17 protein-coding genes are annotated in these 18,483 nt (G+C 35.0%); 14 read left to right on the top strand and 3 right to left on the bottom strand.

From position 1 onward, the window contains the following. Nucleotides 1–26 precede the first annotated feature (26 nt). Genes V3Z67_RS16050 through V3Z67_RS16030 form a run of 5 tightly spaced genes read left to right on the top strand, consistent with a single transcriptional unit; the run spans nt 27 to nt 4,849 of the window. Nucleotides 27–734 (top strand): response regulator, encoded by a 708-nt coding sequence (locus V3Z67_RS16050; RefSeq protein ID WP_330444281.1) that lies wholly within the window; start codon nt 27–29, stop codon nt 732–734. A 2-nt stretch (nt 735–736) separates the two neighbouring features. After that, on the top strand, nt 737–1,102 hold the full coding sequence (locus tag V3Z67_RS16045) for a response regulator transcription factor (RefSeq protein ID WP_330444280.1): 366 nt from the start codon (nt 737–739) through the stop codon (nt 1,100–1,102). Nucleotides 1,103–1,116: 14 nt separating this feature from the next. Beyond that, the gene (locus tag V3Z67_RS16040; RefSeq protein ID WP_330444279.1) at nt 1,117–2,124 is read left to right on the top strand and encodes a HEAT repeat domain-containing protein; all 1,008 of its coding nucleotides are present in this window, start codon (nt 1,117–1,119) and stop codon (nt 2,122–2,124) included. A 6-nt stretch (nt 2,125–2,130) separates the two neighbouring features. Continuing rightward, entirely contained in the window at nt 2,131–3,558 is a 1,428-nt protein-coding gene (locus V3Z67_RS16035) for a glycosyltransferase family 2 protein (RefSeq protein WP_330444278.1), read from the top strand. A 19-nt stretch (nt 3,559–3,577) separates the two neighbouring features. After that, on the top strand, nt 3,578–4,849 hold the full coding sequence (locus V3Z67_RS16030) for a YaiO family outer membrane beta-barrel protein (RefSeq protein ID WP_330444277.1): 1,272 nt from the start codon (nt 3,578–3,580) through the stop codon (nt 4,847–4,849). Between the two features lie 97 nt (nt 4,850–4,946). Here the strand turns inward: V3Z67_RS16030 and V3Z67_RS16025 are convergent, their stop codons facing one another. Beyond that, complete coding sequence (locus V3Z67_RS16025; protein ID WP_330444276.1) at nt 4,947–5,366, bottom strand: response regulator; 420 nt, start codon at nt 5,364–5,366, stop codon at nt 4,947–4,949. A gap of 1,678 nt (nt 5,367–7,044) precedes the next feature. Between V3Z67_RS16025 and V3Z67_RS16020 the strand changes: the two genes are divergently transcribed. The 7 genes from V3Z67_RS16020 to V3Z67_RS15990 are packed head-to-tail and all read left to right on the top strand — an operon-like array spanning nt 7,045 to nt 13,177. Further along, entirely contained in the window at nt 7,045–7,458 is a 414-nt protein-coding gene (locus tag V3Z67_RS16020; protein ID WP_330444275.1) for a response regulator, read from the top strand. Nucleotides 7,459–7,465: 7 nt separating this feature from the next. After that, nucleotides 7,466–8,005 (top strand): heme NO-binding domain-containing protein, encoded by a 540-nt coding sequence (locus V3Z67_RS16015; protein ID WP_330444274.1) that lies wholly within the window; start codon nt 7,466–7,468, stop codon nt 8,003–8,005. A gap of 2 nt (nt 8,006–8,007) precedes the next feature. Then, nucleotides 8,008–9,933 carry a PAS domain S-box protein gene (locus V3Z67_RS16010; RefSeq protein WP_330444273.1) on the top strand — a complete coding sequence of 642 codons (1,926 nt, stop codon included), beginning with the start codon at nt 8,008–8,010 and terminating at the stop codon, nt 9,931–9,933. A 5-nt stretch (nt 9,934–9,938) separates the two neighbouring features. Next, entirely contained in the window at nt 9,939–11,072 is a 1,134-nt protein-coding gene (locus tag V3Z67_RS16005; protein ID WP_330444272.1) for an FIST signal transduction protein, read from the top strand. Beyond that, nucleotides 11,069–12,124, top strand: coding sequence for a sensor histidine kinase (locus V3Z67_RS16000; RefSeq protein ID WP_330444271.1), 1,056 nt, complete (start codon nt 11,069–11,071; stop codon nt 12,122–12,124). Before V3Z67_RS16005 ends, V3Z67_RS16000 begins: the two co-directional genes overlap by 4 nt. Then, complete coding sequence (locus V3Z67_RS15995) at nt 12,111–12,431, top strand: Hpt domain-containing protein (RefSeq protein ID WP_330444270.1); 321 nt, start codon at nt 12,111–12,113, stop codon at nt 12,429–12,431. Before V3Z67_RS16000 ends, V3Z67_RS15995 begins: the two co-directional genes overlap by 14 nt. 14 nt (nt 12,432–12,445) lie before the next feature. Continuing rightward, nucleotides 12,446–13,177 carry a LytR/AlgR family response regulator transcription factor gene (locus V3Z67_RS15990; RefSeq protein ID WP_330444269.1) on the top strand — a complete coding sequence of 244 codons (732 nt, stop codon included), beginning with the start codon at nt 12,446–12,448 and terminating at the stop codon, nt 13,175–13,177. A 552-nt stretch (nt 13,178–13,729) separates the two neighbouring features. On the opposite strand, the gene V3Z67_RS15985 is transcribed toward V3Z67_RS15990, so the two are convergent. Then, entirely contained in the window at nt 13,730–15,370 is a 1,641-nt protein-coding gene (locus V3Z67_RS15985) for a tetratricopeptide repeat protein (protein WP_330444268.1), read from the bottom strand. Nucleotides 15,371–15,617: 247 nt separating this feature from the next. Beyond that, nucleotides 15,618–16,697: a phosphatidylinositol-specific phospholipase C1-like protein gene (locus V3Z67_RS15980; protein ID WP_330444267.1), complete on the bottom strand. Its 1,080-nt coding sequence runs from the start codon at nt 16,695–16,697 to the stop codon at nt 15,618–15,620. A gap of 224 nt (nt 16,698–16,921) precedes the next feature. Between V3Z67_RS15980 and V3Z67_RS15975 the strand changes: the two genes are divergently transcribed. Both V3Z67_RS15975 and V3Z67_RS15970 read left to right on the top strand, forming a co-directional pair. Beyond that, entirely contained in the window at nt 16,922–17,452 is a 531-nt protein-coding gene (locus V3Z67_RS15975; RefSeq protein ID WP_330444266.1) for an RNA polymerase sigma factor, read from the top strand. A 64-nt stretch (nt 17,453–17,516) separates the two neighbouring features. Next, nucleotides 17,517–18,458: a FecR family protein gene (locus V3Z67_RS15970; protein WP_330444265.1), complete on the top strand. Its 942-nt coding sequence runs from the start codon at nt 17,517–17,519 to the stop codon at nt 18,456–18,458. Nucleotides 18,459–18,483 lie beyond the last annotated feature (25 nt).

Genomic DNA, 18,483 nt, shown 5'->3' with positions numbered 1-18,483 from the left:
ACTTTAATTATTAAATCCCCACTTTCATGCATTTAAATATTTTAGTTGTTGAAGACAATAATACTGAAAAGGCCGCCAGACTGCTTCCTGAAGACTGGCAGGTAACTTATTGTGACAACAGCTATGACGCTATACAATTAATAAAAAAGGAAGATAGTTTTCAGCTTTTAATGCTGGATGAGTATGCTTCTCCCCTTAGCGCTTACCAGACTTTTGACTATCTTAAATCAGAAATAAAAACCGAAGTACCTGTTCTTGTATTAGGAGAAGAAGGAGAAAACGGAATATTAGAGCATTATCAAAATAAAATGGCTTTTATAAAAAAGCCGGTAACCAATAGTGACATCAAAATCATAAACGATTTGATTGAAAAAAACTTTGTCCCAAAAGAAGTTTCAGACAAGGCTTACTCACTGGATTATCTAAATGCCATATCAGACAGTAATTTTGAGTTCATTAAAGAAACACTAATAATATTCCGCACCTCTGTAAAAGACAAGCTGATTCAGCTTAGAGAAGCTTTAGGTCAAAACGATTTTAAAAGTGTGGCAGAAATTGCCCACAATATCAAACCTTCTTTTGAGATGCTTGAAAACAAAACATCGGTACATATATGTGACCTTTTAAACAACAGAGTTCCAAAAGAAGAAGTGCCTGAACTTGTTACAGAACTTGAATCTCAATTTGATAAAATTAATACCGAACTGGAAAACGATTTTCCTGAATTAATATAATTATGAAAAAGAAAATTCTGGTAGTGGAAGACAACCCAATGGTTGTAAAATCATTAGAATTCAAGCTGAATAAAGACGGTTATGATGTTGTTGTTGCAGTAGATGGAAGGGTTGCGCTTGACACCCTTAAAAACAACGCCTTTGATTTAGTGATAACCGATTTGATGCTGCCATTTGTTACCGGCTCGCAACTTATTGAGCATATTAAAAAAGAAACTCCCAATACACCTATAATAGTACTTTCAACAGCTACACAGGAAGACATCATTATGGATGCCTTCACTATGGGCGTAGATGATTTTATCACAAAACCTTTTAGCCCTAATGAGCTGTCATTAAGGGTTAAGCGAAGCCTTGGTAAAACATAATACTTTTTTGAAGATTGGAAAAGTTTTACGACTACATATATTACAACAGTGGTTTGGAGTGGATAGTAAACCTGAATATATTAATCAGTTTACTTTTTCTGCTTTTAATATTGTTGCTCATTTTGTTTATCCTTTATTTAAGAGTATATAAAAACCTTCGTAATATTAAAAAGGCTGAACATGTTGAAAAACTTACCGATTTTATTAACGGATACCTCTTTGATCCTGAGTTTGAAGAGGCAAGTATTGAAGAGTTTAGGGCACACCACGTTAGGAGTAAACTTCAAAAAAAGGTAACCACAAAAGAGATACTTGTATACAGCCAAAACTTTAAGGGAGAAGCAAACGCCTCTATCAAAAAACTATTTTTCAGGTTGGAACTGGATGGTTTGGCTTTTAAGGAAATAGCCAGCAGGAAATGGTACCTGCGTGCCCGTGGTATGCATACAGTGTCTAACATGGGGATAAAAATACAGGAATCAATAGCTGTTAGACTCCTTAATGACAAAAACGTTGGAGTCAGGTTACAGTCCTTACTATACTTTATAAAACTCTCACAAAAATACCCACTTAACTTTTTATACAGATTAGAAGAGCCATTAACTATATGGCAGCAAATTCATATTGAAGATGCACTTAAAGGTTATAAGGAAGAAATCCCTGATTTCTCTAAGTGGCTAAACCACAAACAACCTACAGTTATAGGCTTTTGTATAAAGCAAATCTCAGCTTTTGACCAGTATGAAAATGTAGAAAAAGTGATTCCGTTTTTGGAACATCCTGAAGAGACGCTTAAAAAAGAAGCTATAAGGTGTATGCGAAAAATGGGGAACCATGAGTCGGTCGATATTGTGCTTACTATTTTTGCTTCTGAAAATAATAGTATTAAAAAAGAGATAATTAAGTTGATAAAAGAAGTAGGTTCCTACAACCAGCTTCAAACATTATCTTATGAGCTACATGGAGATAATGAGGAAATTAAAATTGAATATTTAAAAGCAGAAGAATATTTTTTAAAGTAAAAAGCCATGAATTACGATCTTTTAGTTGACATAGCGAGCTGGCTTTTCCTGATATATGCGTGTATAATATCATCAGGCTATCTTTTTGCTGCCATATTTTCCTTTTTGGAAATAAAAAAATATAAAAGGGAAAACATCCCTACAAATGATGTTACCCTGTTACAAAGCAGCTCTTTACCACCTGTTTCGGTACTGGCTCCGGCTTATAATGAGGAAGCTAACGTGGTAGAAAATGTAAAATCACTACTAACCGTAAACTACCCTTCTTATGAGATTGTGGTTATTAACGATGGTAGTAAAGATAACACCCTGCAAAAGCTTATTGATACTTTTGACCTTGTTAAAGACGAATCGCTTAGATACAACTCTATCGCTACACAGGAAATAAGAGGTGTATATATGTCTACTCACAAAGCATATAAAAACCTAACGGTTATAGACAAAGCTAACGGAGGTAAAGCCGATGCACTTAATGCAGGTATAAACAACTGTAAACACAATCTTATTTGCTGTATAGATGTTGACTGTATTTTGGAAGATGATGCACTGCTTAAACTGGTAAATCCTTTCCTTAATAATGAGAAAACAGTAATTGCATCGGGCGGTATTATCCGTGTGGCAAATTCGTGTATTATTGAGGACGGACGTATTATTGAAGTATGCCTGCCGGATAAGTTCCTTGCAAGAGCACAAATACTTGAATATTTTAGGGCTTTCCTTATGGGGCGTATGGCATGGTCAAGGCTGGACGGACTCCTGCTTATATCAGGCGCATTTGGTATGTTCAATAAAAAAATAGCCCTTGAAGTAGGCGGTTACAACACCAAAACAGTAGGTGAAGATATGGAACTCCTGGTACGTATGCGCAGAATGATGCGTGAGAAAAAGGAACCGTATACTGTAGGTTTTATACCCGATCCGCTTTGCTGGACTGAGGTACCCCAGCAATGGAAGGTTCTCCACAGGCAACGTAACCGATGGACTCGTGGTACTATGGAAACACTTTGGATTCACCGTAAAATGCTTTTTAACCCAAAGTTTAAGGTACTGGGTGTACTAAGTACCCCCTACTGGATGTTTTTTGAGTGGCTTGCCCCTATTATTGAATTCTTCGGGGTACTTTTTATAGTACTGTTATATGTATTAGGCAGACTGGATTGGACTATTTTCTTTAGCTTTTTTGCTGTGGTATACTTCTTTTCAGTACTGTATTCTATCACGGCGATTTTCTTTGAGGAATACTCCTTCCAACAGTATAAAAAACCCAAGTATATATTCAGGCTTGTAGGAACTGCTTTTGCAGAACCTCTGTTGTATCATCCGTTTGTAATGTGGGCTGCCATAAAAGGAAACATCGACCTTATAAGGGGTAAAAACTCATGGGGTACTATGAGCCGTACCGGATTGGCAAATCCACAAAAAAAACAAGTATAATTTTTTAAAGAGTTTTAGTGTGAAAATCATTTCCGTCAACATAACAAAATCAATTATAGCAGGCCTTTATATAATGGCAGCGCTTACGTTTGCTCCTGCTGGCTTTGCACAGCAAAAAAGTGATGAACTGTATGCCGAAGCCCGCACACAGGCTTTTGATAATAAAAATTATAAAGAGGCTATTACCCTTGCCCAAAAGGCATTAGAGCAAACACCTGATTATCCCGACCTAAACATTTTTTTAGGAAGACTATACACGTGGGATGGACAAACAGAAAATGCACGCAATACATTTGACAATGTAGTAAAAAAATACCCAAACAATGTAGATGCCTATCTTGCTTACGGAAGTTTGGAATATTGGAGTAAAAATTATGAGAAAGCATTACAGCTTACAGATAAAGGTTTGTCCATAAATCCAAAATCAGAAGAACTGCTATTGCTTAGAGCCAGAATATTAAGCGATTCGAGAAAGTACCCTGAGGCAAACAAATCATTAAAAACGTTATTGGAAATAAACCCAAAAAATAACGATGCCCGTACACTGAGCCAAAAAATAAGCATGATGAGTTCTAAAAATGCTGTAGGTGTTAACTATGATTACTACCATTTTGATAAACGTTTTGATGACGATTGGCATATTGCCGGTGTAGATTACACCAGGCAGGGAGGTTTTGGTACTATAACAGGACGTGTTAATTATGCTAATAAGTTTGCTATGGATGCACTACAGTTTGAAATAGAATCTTACCCTCGCATATCAAATACGTTTTATGCCTTTGTGAACTTCGGTATTTCTGACGATCAGGGGATTTTCCCTGAGTACAAAACAGGCTTCTCATTATTTGCAAACCTGCCAAAAGGTTTTGAAGCCGAAGGTGGTTTCAGGATGCTTAGCTTTTCGGGAGAACAAACCTGGACCTATACCGCATCTGTAGGGAAATATTATAAAAACCTATGGTTTAATTTAAGGGCTTACATCACTCCAAATAGTGATTCGGTAGGTCAGTCCTATCAGCTTACTACACGTTATTACCTTGGCGGACCTGATGATTATTTAAGCTTAAGGCTGGGAACAGGCATTAACCCAGACGGACAAAACAATATCTTACTTAATGGCGAAGCGTTTAGCTATAAGCTAAAGTCTAACAATATAGCTGCAGAATACAGGACTACTATAAGTCAAACCTATGTATTTTATGTAAAAGCCGGATTGGAAAACCAAAAATATGCACCAGATGCCAGAGGGAATCAAATCTCGGCAGGTATTGGCGCTAAAAAAAGGTTCTAAAAAAAATAACACCCGCCATTAACGGGTGTTACTCAACCAAACCAACCATAAAACTATCATAAACCTATTTGCAAGTATTTATGAAGTATCTTTATTTTTAATTAAGACAAAGTCTCATACTTCCTGTAAGTCTTTTAACCCTTGCCTCTATTTCAGATATGCTAAGTGGCATTTTAGCATAATCATTAACTCCTAATTCAAAACTCTTATTAAACACGCCTTCATCACTATGGCATGAAACAACCATAACCGGTGTAGACTCCTTTTTAATAAGCCTTATATACTTTAAAAGCTCCAATCCTGCTGTGTTACCCCTGCTTTTGTTTATAAAAGGCATTACACTGTATGCTACCGGCAGGCTAATATCTGCTATCAGTAAGTCAGGCCTAAAGGCTTCATAACTCTGTTTCGCATCTATAGCGTTATCACAGCACTCTATATCATAACCTAAGTCGCTTAGGCATCTGCCAAGAGACATTAGTATATGTCTTTCGTTATCCACAATTAGTACTTTCATAATCTCCTTAGCATTAATAAACTTTATTACTCTTATCTCTGTTTGCAATATCACCTTAACCATCTAAAAAAACATTTACGGTATTTTTGGGTTATCGGTCATCATTGGGGGCAATAATTTTTGATTCTTTTGTTACCGGGTTTCAGTGCTAATTACATTACAAATGTCCGTCAAGTTTCAAACTTTTATGTCTACTTTTCGATTAACAAGCCTTAACTGTAGACGAACGGGGTTATATCTTCCGCTAATATGTTAAATTATATTTCATACTACGGTTAAACACCACCCTCTATAATAACAGAAAAGCCTCCACAAGGGAGGCTTTCTAAGCATTAACCAATTTACATTCTAATCATTATTTCTTTCACCTTAATCAAAACATTCTATCCTCCTGGGGGCTTAGTCAAATAGTCTGTGTCTGTTATTTCTTTGTACTTGCTTAATGAAAAAGCATTAACGGTATTTTTGGGGTATCGGTTATCATTGGGGGCAATAATTTTCGATATCTCTGCTATTAGTTTGTCATTAATTACAATGCAAATATCCAACGGGATCGCAACTTTTACTCCTCTTTTTCGATTAGCAAGCGTTAACTGTTGACGAATGGAAGCTATTCTCTGTCAGTATGCTTTTAACTACAAAAATCATTACTACTTCAAAACTATATAAAAAACAGAAAAGCCTTCGTACGGAGGCTTTTCTAAGCATTAATCAATTACATTCCAATCATTATATCCTTCACCTAAATAAAATTATCATAATCATTTTTTGGGGGCACAAATACGATAACTTTGTTTTGCTTATTGCTATAATTTACTGCAAAGATGAAACGATTTGAGAAGCTAAACAGACTTTCTTCGACGAACGGAATTTTACTATAGACGAATAGTTAAAACTTGCCCGACGAATAGATTTAATTTGTAGTAAAATCCAAAATACAACTACAAAAAAAGCCTCCCGAAGGAGGCACCTGAAAATAAACATAAGTTAATTGTGTATCCTAACTGTTTATTTTTTCTTATTAACCATTTAATTATCATAAATATTTTTGGGGACATATAAGTATGACAATAGTTCTATCTGTTCATCAATTACACTACAAATGTCGGGAGATGTAAAAAAAGTTAAGGTCATATTTCGACTATCGGCAAATTACTATAGATAAAATGCCCCTTATAAAAAGGCTAACCGTAACTGAAAGTCAATTACTCTAAGCCATAAAAAAAGGAGCCTCTTTAGAAGCTCCTTTTACACACCAGTATTCTTTAACCGAATATTCAATTTATAGCACAATGGTATAAATTCTTAAAGCTAAAAACAATCAGATAAAAAACTAATAGTTAATCTTTTATCTTTAAAGCAAATATCAACACTTATGTAAAGCCAATAAAGCTATTTCGACGAATGACATATAAGTATAGACGAACGGTTCAAAATAACATACCAAAAACCCAACAAAACAATATATAAAAAACTGAAAAACAAAATCTTACCCCTTGAACATTTGTTTTTCATTGTAAGAAACCGCTTATAGTAGCTAAATTACCATTCGTCGCTTCACAACTACCATTCACCGAACATTAGATATCGGTTATCGAAAAGAAAAATATACGGTTACGGAGTCCCGTAATTTTGTTCTTGGTAAAAATTGTACACACTCCAGATTCCAAATTTTAAAATGGCAAGAGCACTTAATATATTATTAATTGAAGACGATGCTATAGAGGTTATGAAGTTTAACAGGGTTTTAAAAACCCTGCATCTTAATCATAAGATAGTTGAAGCTAATAACGGAGAAGAAGCATTGTCTATACTTAAGGATAGAGAAATCATTCCGGATATTATTATCCTTGATCTTAATATGCCTAAAATTAACGGAATTGAATTTTTAGGCATCCTTAAAAAAGATGAAGTACTTAAGTACATTCCTTCTATTGTGCTTACCACCTCAAATAATCATAGAGATGTAATGGAATGCTATAAAATTGGCATTGCCGGTTATTTGCTGAAGCCACTTAAATATGAGGATTATGTAGACCGTGTTAAAAAACTAATTGAATATTGGAGCGTAAACGAATTAATTTCGCAATAACAAACGTATGTATGGCTTTGTTAATAATGCAATAAAAGATTATGTAGTTTCTACATTTGGTGAGCCACTTTGGTCAAAAGTGAAAAGAGATTGTGCGCTTAAACCAACCTTTTTAGATGCTGAACAGCCATATAATGAAGAACTAATTTTAGCCACAGCTAAAGCAGTATCAAACCATACCCAAATCCCTATAAAAGATATACTTAGGAGTTTTGGAGAACGTATTTCGCTTACACTTTCTGAAAAATATAAATTCCTGATGGAGTCCAGGGGTGAAAACCTCAAAGATTATTTAGTAAATTTACCTAACTTTCATAACAGGATTATGTTGATTTATCCCGAATTAACACCGCCTGAATTTAGAATTAGTAATGTAGCCCCAAACAGCTTATATCTGCATTACACTTCTAACAAAAGCGGAATGAAGGATTTATTGATAGGTTATATAGATGGTTTGGTTAAAATTTTTAATGAAACAGTATTCGTAGAAACCGTTGAGTCCCCTAATGAAAGCCGCCCTCAGGAAGTTTTCAAAATCAATTGGTAATTATGAACAAAAGCCATACGTTTAATTTTAATTCCGAAAGTTTTAATCGGATATTTCCCTTTTATATACTACTCAACGAAAACCTTGAGGTTGAATCGTTAGGGAACAGTATCCAGAAAGTAGACGGTACACTTAAAAAAGGGGGATACTTCCCTGATTACTTTTCTCTCGTAAGGCCACATTCAGAAAACATATCACAGGAAATACTTGTAGACAACCTGAGCCAGTTAGTAATTCTGGAAAGTAAAAAACAATCAGAACTCATACTACGCGGGCAATTTGAACCTCTGGAAAATAATTTCCTGTTTGTGGGTTCGCCTTGGTTAATGTCTGTTGAGGAAGTTAAAACCAGGAAACTTTCCATTTTCGACTTTGCCAACCATGACCCGCTGCTCGACTTATTACAGATCCTAAAAACTCAGGAAGCCACTACTCAGGAACTCAAAGAGCTTTTGCGGATAAACAATGAACAGAAAAATGCACTTAAAACCGATCGTGAGGAGTTAAACAAACTATCGGTAGTGGCGAGTGCAAACGAAAATGCCATTGTTTTTACCCATCCAAATGCACAGATATTTTGGTGTAATGATGCCTATTTAAAACTGACCGGCTTTAGCCGTGAAGAAGTTATGGGACGTACTCCTATTGAAGTAGGACGTACAGAGTCGACCGACAGGGCGGCTCTGCAAAAAATGATAGACCTTTTTTACACAGGTGAATCATTTGATGTAGAGATAACACATGGTCGTAAGGATGGCAGTTACTTTTGGACAAGAACAAAAGGTCAGCCTATTTATGATGATAACGGAAATGTACTTCAGTACTTCGCTATGATTGAAGACATGACCGAAGTAAAGGAGAAAGAAGAACAACTGGTGTTACTTTCACTAATTGCTGAAAAAAACATTAACTCGGTTGTAATATGTGATAAGCAAGGGCAAATAGAATGGGTAAACTCCAGTTTTGAACAAATGTCCGGCTATACCAAAGAAGAACTTATAGGACAAAAACCCGGCATATTATTACAGGGACCGGATAGCCACCCTGAAACAGTAGCTTACTTAAGCAACCAGATAAAAAAAGGAGAACCTTTTAACTGCGAAATAATAAACTATTCCAAATCAAACAAAAAATACTGGGTAAAAATACAGGGACAGGCCCTATACAATAACTGGGGAGAAATTATTCGTTTTTTTGCCATAGAAGAAGATATTACAGACAAAAAGCTTTTGGAAAGCCAAAAAGAAGTACTGCTTAAAAGCCTTGCCAAAAGCAATAAAGAGCTGGAAGATTATGCCCAAATCGTATCGCACGATCTTAAGTCACCACTACGAAGCATAAACTCGCTTGTTGCATGGATAAAAGAAGATAATGAGGGAGCGCTTACAGAGCAAACTACCCAATATCTTAACATGATTGAGGACAAGCTGGAAAAAATGGATCACCTTATCCAGGGGGTGCTTACTTATTCTAAAATTGATAAAACCGATATCGCCAAGGAGAATGTAAATATCCAGGAAGTGGTAAGTAATATTATAAGTATTATACATATACCCCAACACATAAAGGTACAAATCAAAAACACATTACCGGTACTTAAAGCCGACAGGTTTAGAATACAACAACTATTCCAAAACCTTATAAGTAATGCAGTTAACTATATAGACAAGGAAGAAGGACTTGTTAGTATTGACGTAGAGGAAGCTAAAGACTGTTTTATATTCTCTGTAAGGGACAATGGTCCCGGTATAGCTGAGGAGAATCAGGAAAAAATATTTAAAATATTCCAGTCGTTTAGCAAAAACGAAAAATCTACTGGGTTAGGGCTATCCATAGTAAAAAAGATTGTAGATAACTATGGTGGTAAAATCTGGATTGAAAGTGAATTAGGCTCAGGCACCGTTTTTTATATTAAACTTTATAAGTAGGTATCATGAAAACAGTACAGGCATACAAAAAAGAAAACGGAAAGTGGAAATACATTTCCGAAAAGAACATACTTAAAAATCCGTTGGTACTGGTTTTTGGCAACAGGTACTTACTGGAAAACGACGAAGTAATTGAAGACATTAGAGCTGAATTTCCATATGAACATTTGGTATTTGGCTCCACATCGGGAGAGATTGCAGACACTAATGTTCTGGATAAATCGGTAACGGTTACTGCTATTGAATTTGAAAAAAGCTCTTTTATTATAAAACGTGCTAATATACTGGACTATAATAAAGATGCTGCCGAACTGGGTAAGATACTTTATGATGAAATGCCTAAAGATAACCTAAAACACCTTTTTGTACTTAGTGAAGGAAGTTTTGTGAACGGAAGCTCATTAATAGCCGGACTGGAACATGATCTTTATAAAAGCGTTTGTATAACCGGAGGAATGTGTGGCGACGATGCTCGCTTTGAAAAAACTCTTACTTCCTATAAAGAAAACCCTAAAGAAGGCGAAGTAATACTAATGGGTTTTTATGGGGATACCCTTGATATTAGCTTTGCCAGTGTAGGCGGATGGCAACCATTTGGACCGGAAAGGCTTATTACAAAATCAAACGGAAACGTATTATATGAAATAGACGGGCAGCCAGCCCTTGATTTATACAAAAAATATTTAGGAGACAAGGCCGTACAATTGCCTCAGGCCTCCCTACTCTACCCACTTAATGTTACTATACCGGGTAAGGAAAAACCAGTGGTAAGAACAATATTAAACATAGATAACGACAAACAGTCTATGATACTTGCCGGAGATGCTCCGGAAGAATCCCACGTACAGCTTATGATGGCCACTGTAGATGCAATTGCCGAAGGTGCCAATAAAGCAGCTCTATATGCAATGCATAACCGTAAAAGTATGCCTCAGCTTGCATTACTAATTAGTTGTGTAGGGCGTAAACTGGTAATGAACCAGCGCGTGGAGGAAGAAATTGAACAAGTTAAAGAAATGATTGGTGATACTACCACTATAACAGGATTTTACTCCTACGGGGAAATGGCTCCCTTTGTAAATACCACATCTTGTGAATTACATAACCAAACAATGACATTAACATTAATTAGCGAATGAAAAACTCCCTGATAAAAAGACAGATAGCCAAACATATAGGACCAAACATTCCTGAGGGTATTGATGCCTTTTTAATGGCTGTACAGGAATCTTATATAAATTATGAGGACCAGATCTCAATGCTGCAACGCGCCATGCGCATAAGCTCTGAAGAACTTTTTGAAGCTAATCAGAGATTAAGACGTGAGGCAGACAGCCTAAAGGAGATTAACAGCAATTTGGAGTTTATTTTGAGTTCTATGAATATGGATAATGATACAGAAACTTCAGATAACTCGGGAGATAATAATTATGATCCTTCAGGTTATATCAAGCAACAGTCTATACAAATAATAAAAATAAACGAGCAAAGAGAACAGTTACTTCAAAGTCTGGAAGCACAAAACCAAGCATTAAACGAATATGCCCACATGGTCTCTCACGACCTTAAGGCTCCGCTTAGAAACATAAGTACCCTTATTGAGTGGTTTAAGGACGATAATGCCGAAAAGGTAGGCCAGGAAGGTATAAAATCACTGGATCTTATGCAGTTTAATGTAGAGAAAATGGACTTACTCATACAGGGAATTCTTGACTACTCCTCTATAGATAAAGTAAAGACCGACGATAAAATGGTGGACTTTAATTTACTGCTTGATGAACTGTTAAGAACAGTACCCGTACCTAAAAATATTGAGATAAAAATAAACAATACGCTTCCTAAAATACAGGGTAACAATTTCAAATTCAAACAACTGTTCCAAAACCTTATAGAAAATGCTATTAAATATAACGATAAGGAGAATGGAGTTATAGAAATAAGCTCAAAAGAAAAGAAGTATGATATAGAATTTTGTATAAAAGACAACGGAAAAGGTATAGCAGAGGCTTATTTTGAAAAAATATTCAATATCTTTACTAAACTAGACAGCGAAAACCCATCATCAGGTATAGGTTTATCTATAGTTAAAAAGATAGTGATGTACTACGGTGGTAAGGTTTGGCTGGAAAGTGTTGAGAACAAAGGCACTTCTTTTTATTTCACCATACCTAAATATCATGGAACAGCCTAATTTAAACTACATAGACCAACTTGCCGGAGACGATGCTCCCTTTAGGCAAAAATTAATAGACACCATTAAAAGTGAACTACCTACAGAGATTGACACTTATAAAAGCTTTTTAGGTGACAATAACTATAGTGCTACTGCGGGTAGTGTTCACAAGCTCAAACATAAAATTAGTGTTATGGGAATGGAAAAAAGTTATTATATTGCTGAAGAGTTTGAAAAAAACCTGAAGAATAATTCACTGGATTTACAGGCTGATTTTGAAGCTATTTTAGCCAGTATGCAAAATTATATTGACGGTATTCAATAAACAGGGGGACATATATGAACAGCATTATCATTGACGACGAAACATTAGCAAGAACTATAATCTCGCAAATGGCAACAAAAGATCCGGAGCTTAACGTAACCGGTGAATTTAGTAGTGCCATACAGGCCATGAAATTTTTAAATGAGGAAGAGACTAAACCCGACCTTATTTTTCTTGATATCCACATGCCTGATTTTACAGGGTTTGATTTTATTAAAACCATTAAAAACCCTCCTGCTGTTATACTTGTAACTTCAGATAAAAACTTTGCCATTGAGGCGTTTGAATACGATTGTATTGTTGATTACCTGGTAAAGCCAATAACAGAAGAACGTTTCCTGAAAGCGGTAAAAAAAGCTAAAGCTAAAAAAGAGGAGGCTCATACTGCACCTATGGTTTCTGCATCTCCAGATGAGAAACAACCGGTAGATACCGCAAATGAGTTTTATGTAAATATTGACAGAAGGCTTATTAAAATAGATATACCTACCATTAATATTGTTGAGGCTAAAGGCGATTATATCCTAATAAAAACAGAAACCAAAAACTATACGGTACACTCTACCTTAAAAAAAATTGAGGAAAAGCTTCCTTCATCATTATTCCTTAAAGTACATCGCACCTACATCATTAATACCAAGAAAATCATTGATATAGAGGATAATAGTGTACTAATTGGTAAGGATGTGGTTCCGGTAAGCCGAGCCAACAGGCCCGAACTTATGAAAAGGCTAAACATGCTTTAAAAGCAATAAAATATATAATTCTAAAAGCGGCTATACAGCCGCTTTTGTTTTTTTAAACCTCGTAACAAAAAAACCCTGTATTGGATAAATACAGGGTTTACGCTAACATAATTACTAATTAATTAAAACTTTTGTTTCTACATCATAGGCAATTTTGGTGTTAAATGATTAATCTGTTTGTTTTACTTTATATATTTTAAGCTTTAACAGAAACTATTCTTTAAAGTATCTGTAAATAAAATTACCTCCGGCAGATTAAAAAGAGAACAACCAGTTACATCTACCTCCCGTCCCACCAGAGGATTTCTAAAAACAAGAATCGCAAACCGTTATATTATTTTATAACTAATTACTCACTTAAGGAAACAACTAGTTTAGCAATACCTTTATTTTTAGGTAAACAACATGCTTCTTATATTGAGACTGTCAAGCTGGTAGCCCAACCTTACCCGTCACAACATTAATTAAAAATCAAGAGTATTTTTTAAAGGGGATCAATTATCCTTTTACAAAAAAAGGGACAATAAGTAATAATTTGGGAGACATTAAAAACTAAACACCTGACACATAACTATATATATCCGTTTCTTTTGAGATTTCCATTTTAGCTGCCAAACGTTCTTTTCGCTTCTTTGCAGCAACTATGGTTATGTTTAAAATGGTTGCAATTTCCTTAACGCTTAAATTCATGTATATATAAGCTATGAATCGTATATCGTTAACCGTTAAATCAGGGTGCTGTTCTTTAAGCCTTGATAAAAAGCCCTGATTAACCTCTTCAAAATGTCTTATAAAGTTATCCCACTCCTTATCGGCTCTTAAATATGCCTTAAGCGAATTTACGTGATTGGCTAATATTTGGTCCTTAACCAACTTTGGTCTTTTAGAAAGGTAGGTCACAATCTCTTCAATCATCTCATTCCTGTCAGAAAGGTATAATGCCTTAGCCGACAGTTTTCTGTTTTTAGCATCTATCTCATTATTAAGCCTTTCCTGCTCCAATAATGCTTTTGTAACCTTGCGCTCAAGCTCCAGATTATGATTTTTTTCCTTTTCAAGATTAAGCTCGGTAATGTTACGGTTTCTTTCGGCTATAATCTTTTTTTGCCTAAAAACCAGTATCAGTATCACAACCACAGCAAATATTATTACAATAATGGCATAAAAGGTCTTTCTTTCGGCAGATAGCTTTTCCTCTTTCGCATAAAGCTGGTTTTTATAGTTTTGAATTTCAAACTTAACGCGATTGTTTTCAAACATCCTTCCGTTTTTACGCTCATTTAACTTTCTTTCGGCTTCAAATATGGAATCCTTATAGCGAAGAGCATTATGGTATGATCCGCTTTTCTCATATATATCAGCCATAAGTTTAAATATCATCTTTTTATACTCGGGATCACTTCCACTGTTAAGTGCCCTTTGCGCATAAGACACAGCCTGAGCATATTGATTTTCTTTAAAATATGTTTTTGAAATAATAATCCATAAAAACATCTCGAGTCCATTTTTACCTACATTAGGTTCTTTATTATACATATCCCATGCGCCTTTTCTTGCCTTGAGAACATCGCCAAGGAGCAAATCGTTTTCAAGCAAAAGCACTTTAGCAGATAACAAAAAGTCATTTTCAAGTAATTTTATACTTTGCTGTAAATAAGGTCTTGCTTTTTCGGGTTGATTTAAACGATTGTATATATACCCTAAATTCATTAACGGAAGCCCAACATGTGATTCTATATTCTCTTCTTCAGCTTTTTCAGAAGATTTGGTATAATATTCAATAGCCTTATCATACATCTTTTCACGAGTATAAAGGTTAGCTATATTATTAAGGCACTCCAATTCGTTTACAATCCATTTTTGAGTTACAGCAATATTGTAGGCTTCTAAAAAATATTTTAAGGCCTCGCCATCATCAAACATAGAATAATAAGCAAATCCCATATTAAATAGAACACTGTATATTTCGTTATCCCATTTTTCATTCACAGCCATTTCTCTGGCTACTGTAAAATATTCGAGCGCCTTGATGTAGTTGCCTTTTTTTGAATTCTCTACTCCCTTGTGAATAATAGAATCACATTCAGTCTTACTACAACTGTCATTATCATTTGCCCAAAGAGGCATACAAAGAAAAAAACATAGCACTAGTAGCAGGGGGCCTTTGTAACTTATGTTTTTAAAATGTCTCATGTGCGGTAGTTTGATTATTCTTTTAAATTTTATGTTTTTTTTAACATTTCCAAATATAAGAATTGTATTACCTAATTTTATTTTTTAAATTATTAAATTATTAAAAATCAGAACATTTTTACAAAAAACATAATCATAGCAGGCTTCATTTATAAAAAATATATTTTTCACCTTTAATAATGATTTTTCTAAAAAAACAAAGCACCCCAAAATGGAGTGCCCTGCCTTGAAAAAAACGATAGAAATATTATTTGGTATTGCCTGTCACAGGATTTAAACGCACAAATGTGTTGTCTTTAAATGATATATGATAAGATGATTTGAATAGTTTACTTGGCAAATAATAGTCGGTCGTAATAATTTGTGCACCACTATTACAGGCTTTTTCAAAACGGGTATAATCATTATTTCGGGCTTCGGCAGTACCGGCATCAGCCCTTGTACGTATTATATAACCCTTTTTAACAAGGTCATTAATATCAGTATCGGTATTAGGTTCATTTCTAAATAACCACGCAGCTTCAGGTGTGCCCGGTTCGGCATTTACAAAAACAGCACGCCCTTTTAATGACGGATGTCCTTCTATGTACAAATCCCTTTTCTCACTATTATTATCTAATACAAAAAGAAACTTGCCTCTGGCATCTTTTAGTTTAGGCCAGTTATTATGTAGTACAGCCTCTTCCAGTGTGGCATAATTACCTTTAACCATATCGGGAGTTATTATTTTATCCCTTCCCAGTACATTAAACAATACACTATCCATCTCATTAAAAAGTTCGGCAGTAAACTTTTCAGGCTGTGTAGCAAAACGGGTAATGTCTCCGTCTTTAGGTTCAAGAGTTATAAATACAGGCACATGATCAGGGTGTGCCTCACTCCATTTTCTTAATTTGGTAAGACAGTCTTCAAAGGTCATGCACTGTGACCTGAAATCAATATCCGGAATATGAAAAACTTTAAAACCCGGTTTCATCATAACACCATCTGGATCATAAGGAGCAACAGGAGGTACAAAGTCAAGTCCTTTAGGATGGGCATATTTCCCTCCTTTGCTATCAGCATGTATATCAATTTCAAGATTTCTTAATCCCATATCCAGCTGTTTCTCTATAGCGATATGTTCATACTGCAGTCCGTATACAGAGTTTGTGGTATCCAGCTTTGCAAGGGCTTCCAGTAAATTTGATTCGATTGCAATTTTATAACTGTTATGTGATCCTATTACCTGTATTTTATTAATATGTGTATTGTTATCCTGCGCTATAGCATTAAAAAGCGGAGCAGCAAGCATACCAAAAAGAATTGGTTTAAGTAACAATTTCATGGTTGAAAATAATTATGGTGAAGTAATGTGGCGCAAATTATAAAAGCCATATTAAGCCTTTGTTATTTAAACAAAAACAAATCAAAATTTTACGAAAACGTTTTACACATCAGTATCAGCAAATTAGCTGTATAAGGAATTAATTAAAATATAACTTTCAAGTAAACTACTGTGCGTTTACATTTTCTTATTTAGCGTTTTTATACAGCCCCTCTGTAAAACAAATGAAAAGTACTGCCGAGTTTGAAAAAATATATACTGCATACTGGGAGAAACTCTATGTTTTTTCTTTTAAGATAACCCAGGACCGCGACCTTGCCCAAAATATCGTACAGGATATTTTTATCGATTTTTGGGAAAGGCGAAGTGTGCTCGAAATCAATTCGATAGAAAATTACCTTTTTAGAGCAGCAAAAAACCAAATATTTAAACACTATCGCAATAACCGCTTTGACAAAAGCATACCCGAAGAGAAATTTGAAAATTACCTTATAGAAAATATTACTTCAATAGACGAGGAATTATTAGATAAGCTTTATTCATTACTGGATAAACTACCCGAGAAAAGAAAAGAGATCCTGATGATGTATAAAATTCAGGAAATGGATATAGAACAGATTGCCACCCAGCTACAACTATCCAAACAAACCGTAAAAAACCAAATAACATCTGCCCTTAAACAACTTAGAGCCGAGATGAAAAACATGGATTTTGCCACGGCTTTACTGTTATACTTCCTCTTAACTTTTCTTTAACAATATCGTAATAATTCACAATAGTACTATTTACTCCCTGTGGTACTTATAGACGAATTAAACTATGATGATTAAAAAAGTAAAACATTATCTGGAAAACCTTATCGAAAAAAGTACAGATAAGACCGCTTCTCAAAAAGAAGAACAATTGTTAGAAAACTTTGTTCAGCACGAGTATTCCCATAATAACAACTGGGACGAAACTACTATGGGCAATAAGGATGATGTTAATAATACTATATACGATAAAATAAACGACAGCATTAACAGCGAAACTAAAGTAAGAAAGCTATGGCCTACCTACCTTAAATATTCAGCCGCCGCCTGTGTAGTAGCCGCTGCCGGGGTCTTTTTCTTTCTGAAAAACGACCCACAGGCTAAAATGCTGGCATTACAAACCACAAACATTATGGATTCCATTAAGCTAGGGGATGGTTCTACCATATTCCTGGCTGCTAACTCACAGCTAACGTACCCCGAAAATTTTACAGGAGATGAGCGTAATGTGACTCTATTACAGGGAAATGCTTTTTTTAAAGTAGCTAAAGACCCGTCGCATCCTTTTGTTATAAAATCAGGAGATATTAAAACCAAAGTACTGGGTACTTCTTTCCATATAAAATTATGCAAAGAGAACTGTAATGTTACAGTAGTTACCGGTAAGGTAAATGTATCATCGGCCGGAGAAAGCGTTGACCTGTTACCAAACGAAGAAGCAGTTTATAACAACAACAAATTAACCAAGCAATTTGCATCACAAACCATTTTAGCCGACTGGTACAAAGAGGATATAGAACTGAATGATGTAAAACTGGAAGAGGTATTCACATTGCTTCGTTATAAGTATGGCGTATCAGTAGACCTTAAGGAAGATGAAATACTAAATACCCGACTAACAGTTTACATTAAAAATAAAGCATCATTAGACAGCATTTTAGAACAAATAAACTACATAACAAATCAAAAATTTAAAGCCTATGACGATATAATAAAAACTACTAAGTAAAACACAGCTCTAATAAAAAAACCGC

The sequence above is a fragment of the Flavobacterium sp. C4GT6 genome (assembly GCF_036347315.1).
Classification (GTDB): domain Bacteria; phylum Bacteroidota; class Bacteroidia; order Flavobacteriales; family Flavobacteriaceae; genus Flavobacterium.
This window is presented reverse-complemented; position numbering and strand designations above follow the sequence as displayed.

Coding starts and splice junctions, on each gene's coding strand:
- V3Z67_RS16050 (WP_330444281.1), top strand. CDS start 27: ATGCATTTAAATATTTTAGTTGTTGAAGACAATAATACTGAAAAGGCC.
- V3Z67_RS16045 (WP_330444280.1), top strand. CDS start 737: ATGAAAAAGAAAATTCTGGTAGTGGAAGACAACCCAATGGTTGTAAAA.
- V3Z67_RS16035 (WP_330444278.1), top strand. CDS start 2,131: ATGAATTACGATCTTTTAGTTGACATAGCGAGCTGGCTTTTCCTGATA.
- V3Z67_RS16025 (WP_330444276.1), bottom strand. CDS start 5,366: ATGAAAGTACTAATTGTGGATAACGAAAGACATATACTAATGTCTCTT.
- V3Z67_RS16020 (WP_330444275.1), top strand. CDS start 7,045: ATGGCAAGAGCACTTAATATATTATTAATTGAAGACGATGCTATAGAG.
- V3Z67_RS16015 (WP_330444274.1), top strand. CDS start 7,466: ATGTATGGCTTTGTTAATAATGCAATAAAAGATTATGTAGTTTCTACA.
- V3Z67_RS16010 (WP_330444273.1), top strand. CDS start 8,008: ATGAACAAAAGCCATACGTTTAATTTTAATTCCGAAAGTTTTAATCGG.
- V3Z67_RS16005 (WP_330444272.1), top strand. CDS start 9,939: ATGAAAACAGTACAGGCATACAAAAAAGAAAACGGAAAGTGGAAATAC.
- V3Z67_RS16000 (WP_330444271.1), top strand. CDS start 11,069: ATGAAAAACTCCCTGATAAAAAGACAGATAGCCAAACATATAGGACCA.
- V3Z67_RS15995 (WP_330444270.1), top strand. CDS start 12,111: ATGGAACAGCCTAATTTAAACTACATAGACCAACTTGCCGGAGACGAT.
- V3Z67_RS15990 (WP_330444269.1), top strand. CDS start 12,446: ATGAACAGCATTATCATTGACGACGAAACATTAGCAAGAACTATAATC.
- V3Z67_RS15985 (WP_330444268.1), bottom strand. CDS start 15,370: ATGAGACATTTTAAAAACATAAGTTACAAAGGCCCCCTGCTACTAGTG.
- V3Z67_RS15980 (WP_330444267.1), bottom strand. CDS start 16,697: ATGAAATTGTTACTTAAACCAATTCTTTTTGGTATGCTTGCTGCTCCG.
- V3Z67_RS15975 (WP_330444266.1), top strand. CDS start 16,922: ATGAAAAGTACTGCCGAGTTTGAAAAAATATATACTGCATACTGGGAG.
- V3Z67_RS15970 (WP_330444265.1), top strand. CDS start 17,517: ATGATGATTAAAAAAGTAAAACATTATCTGGAAAACCTTATCGAAAAA.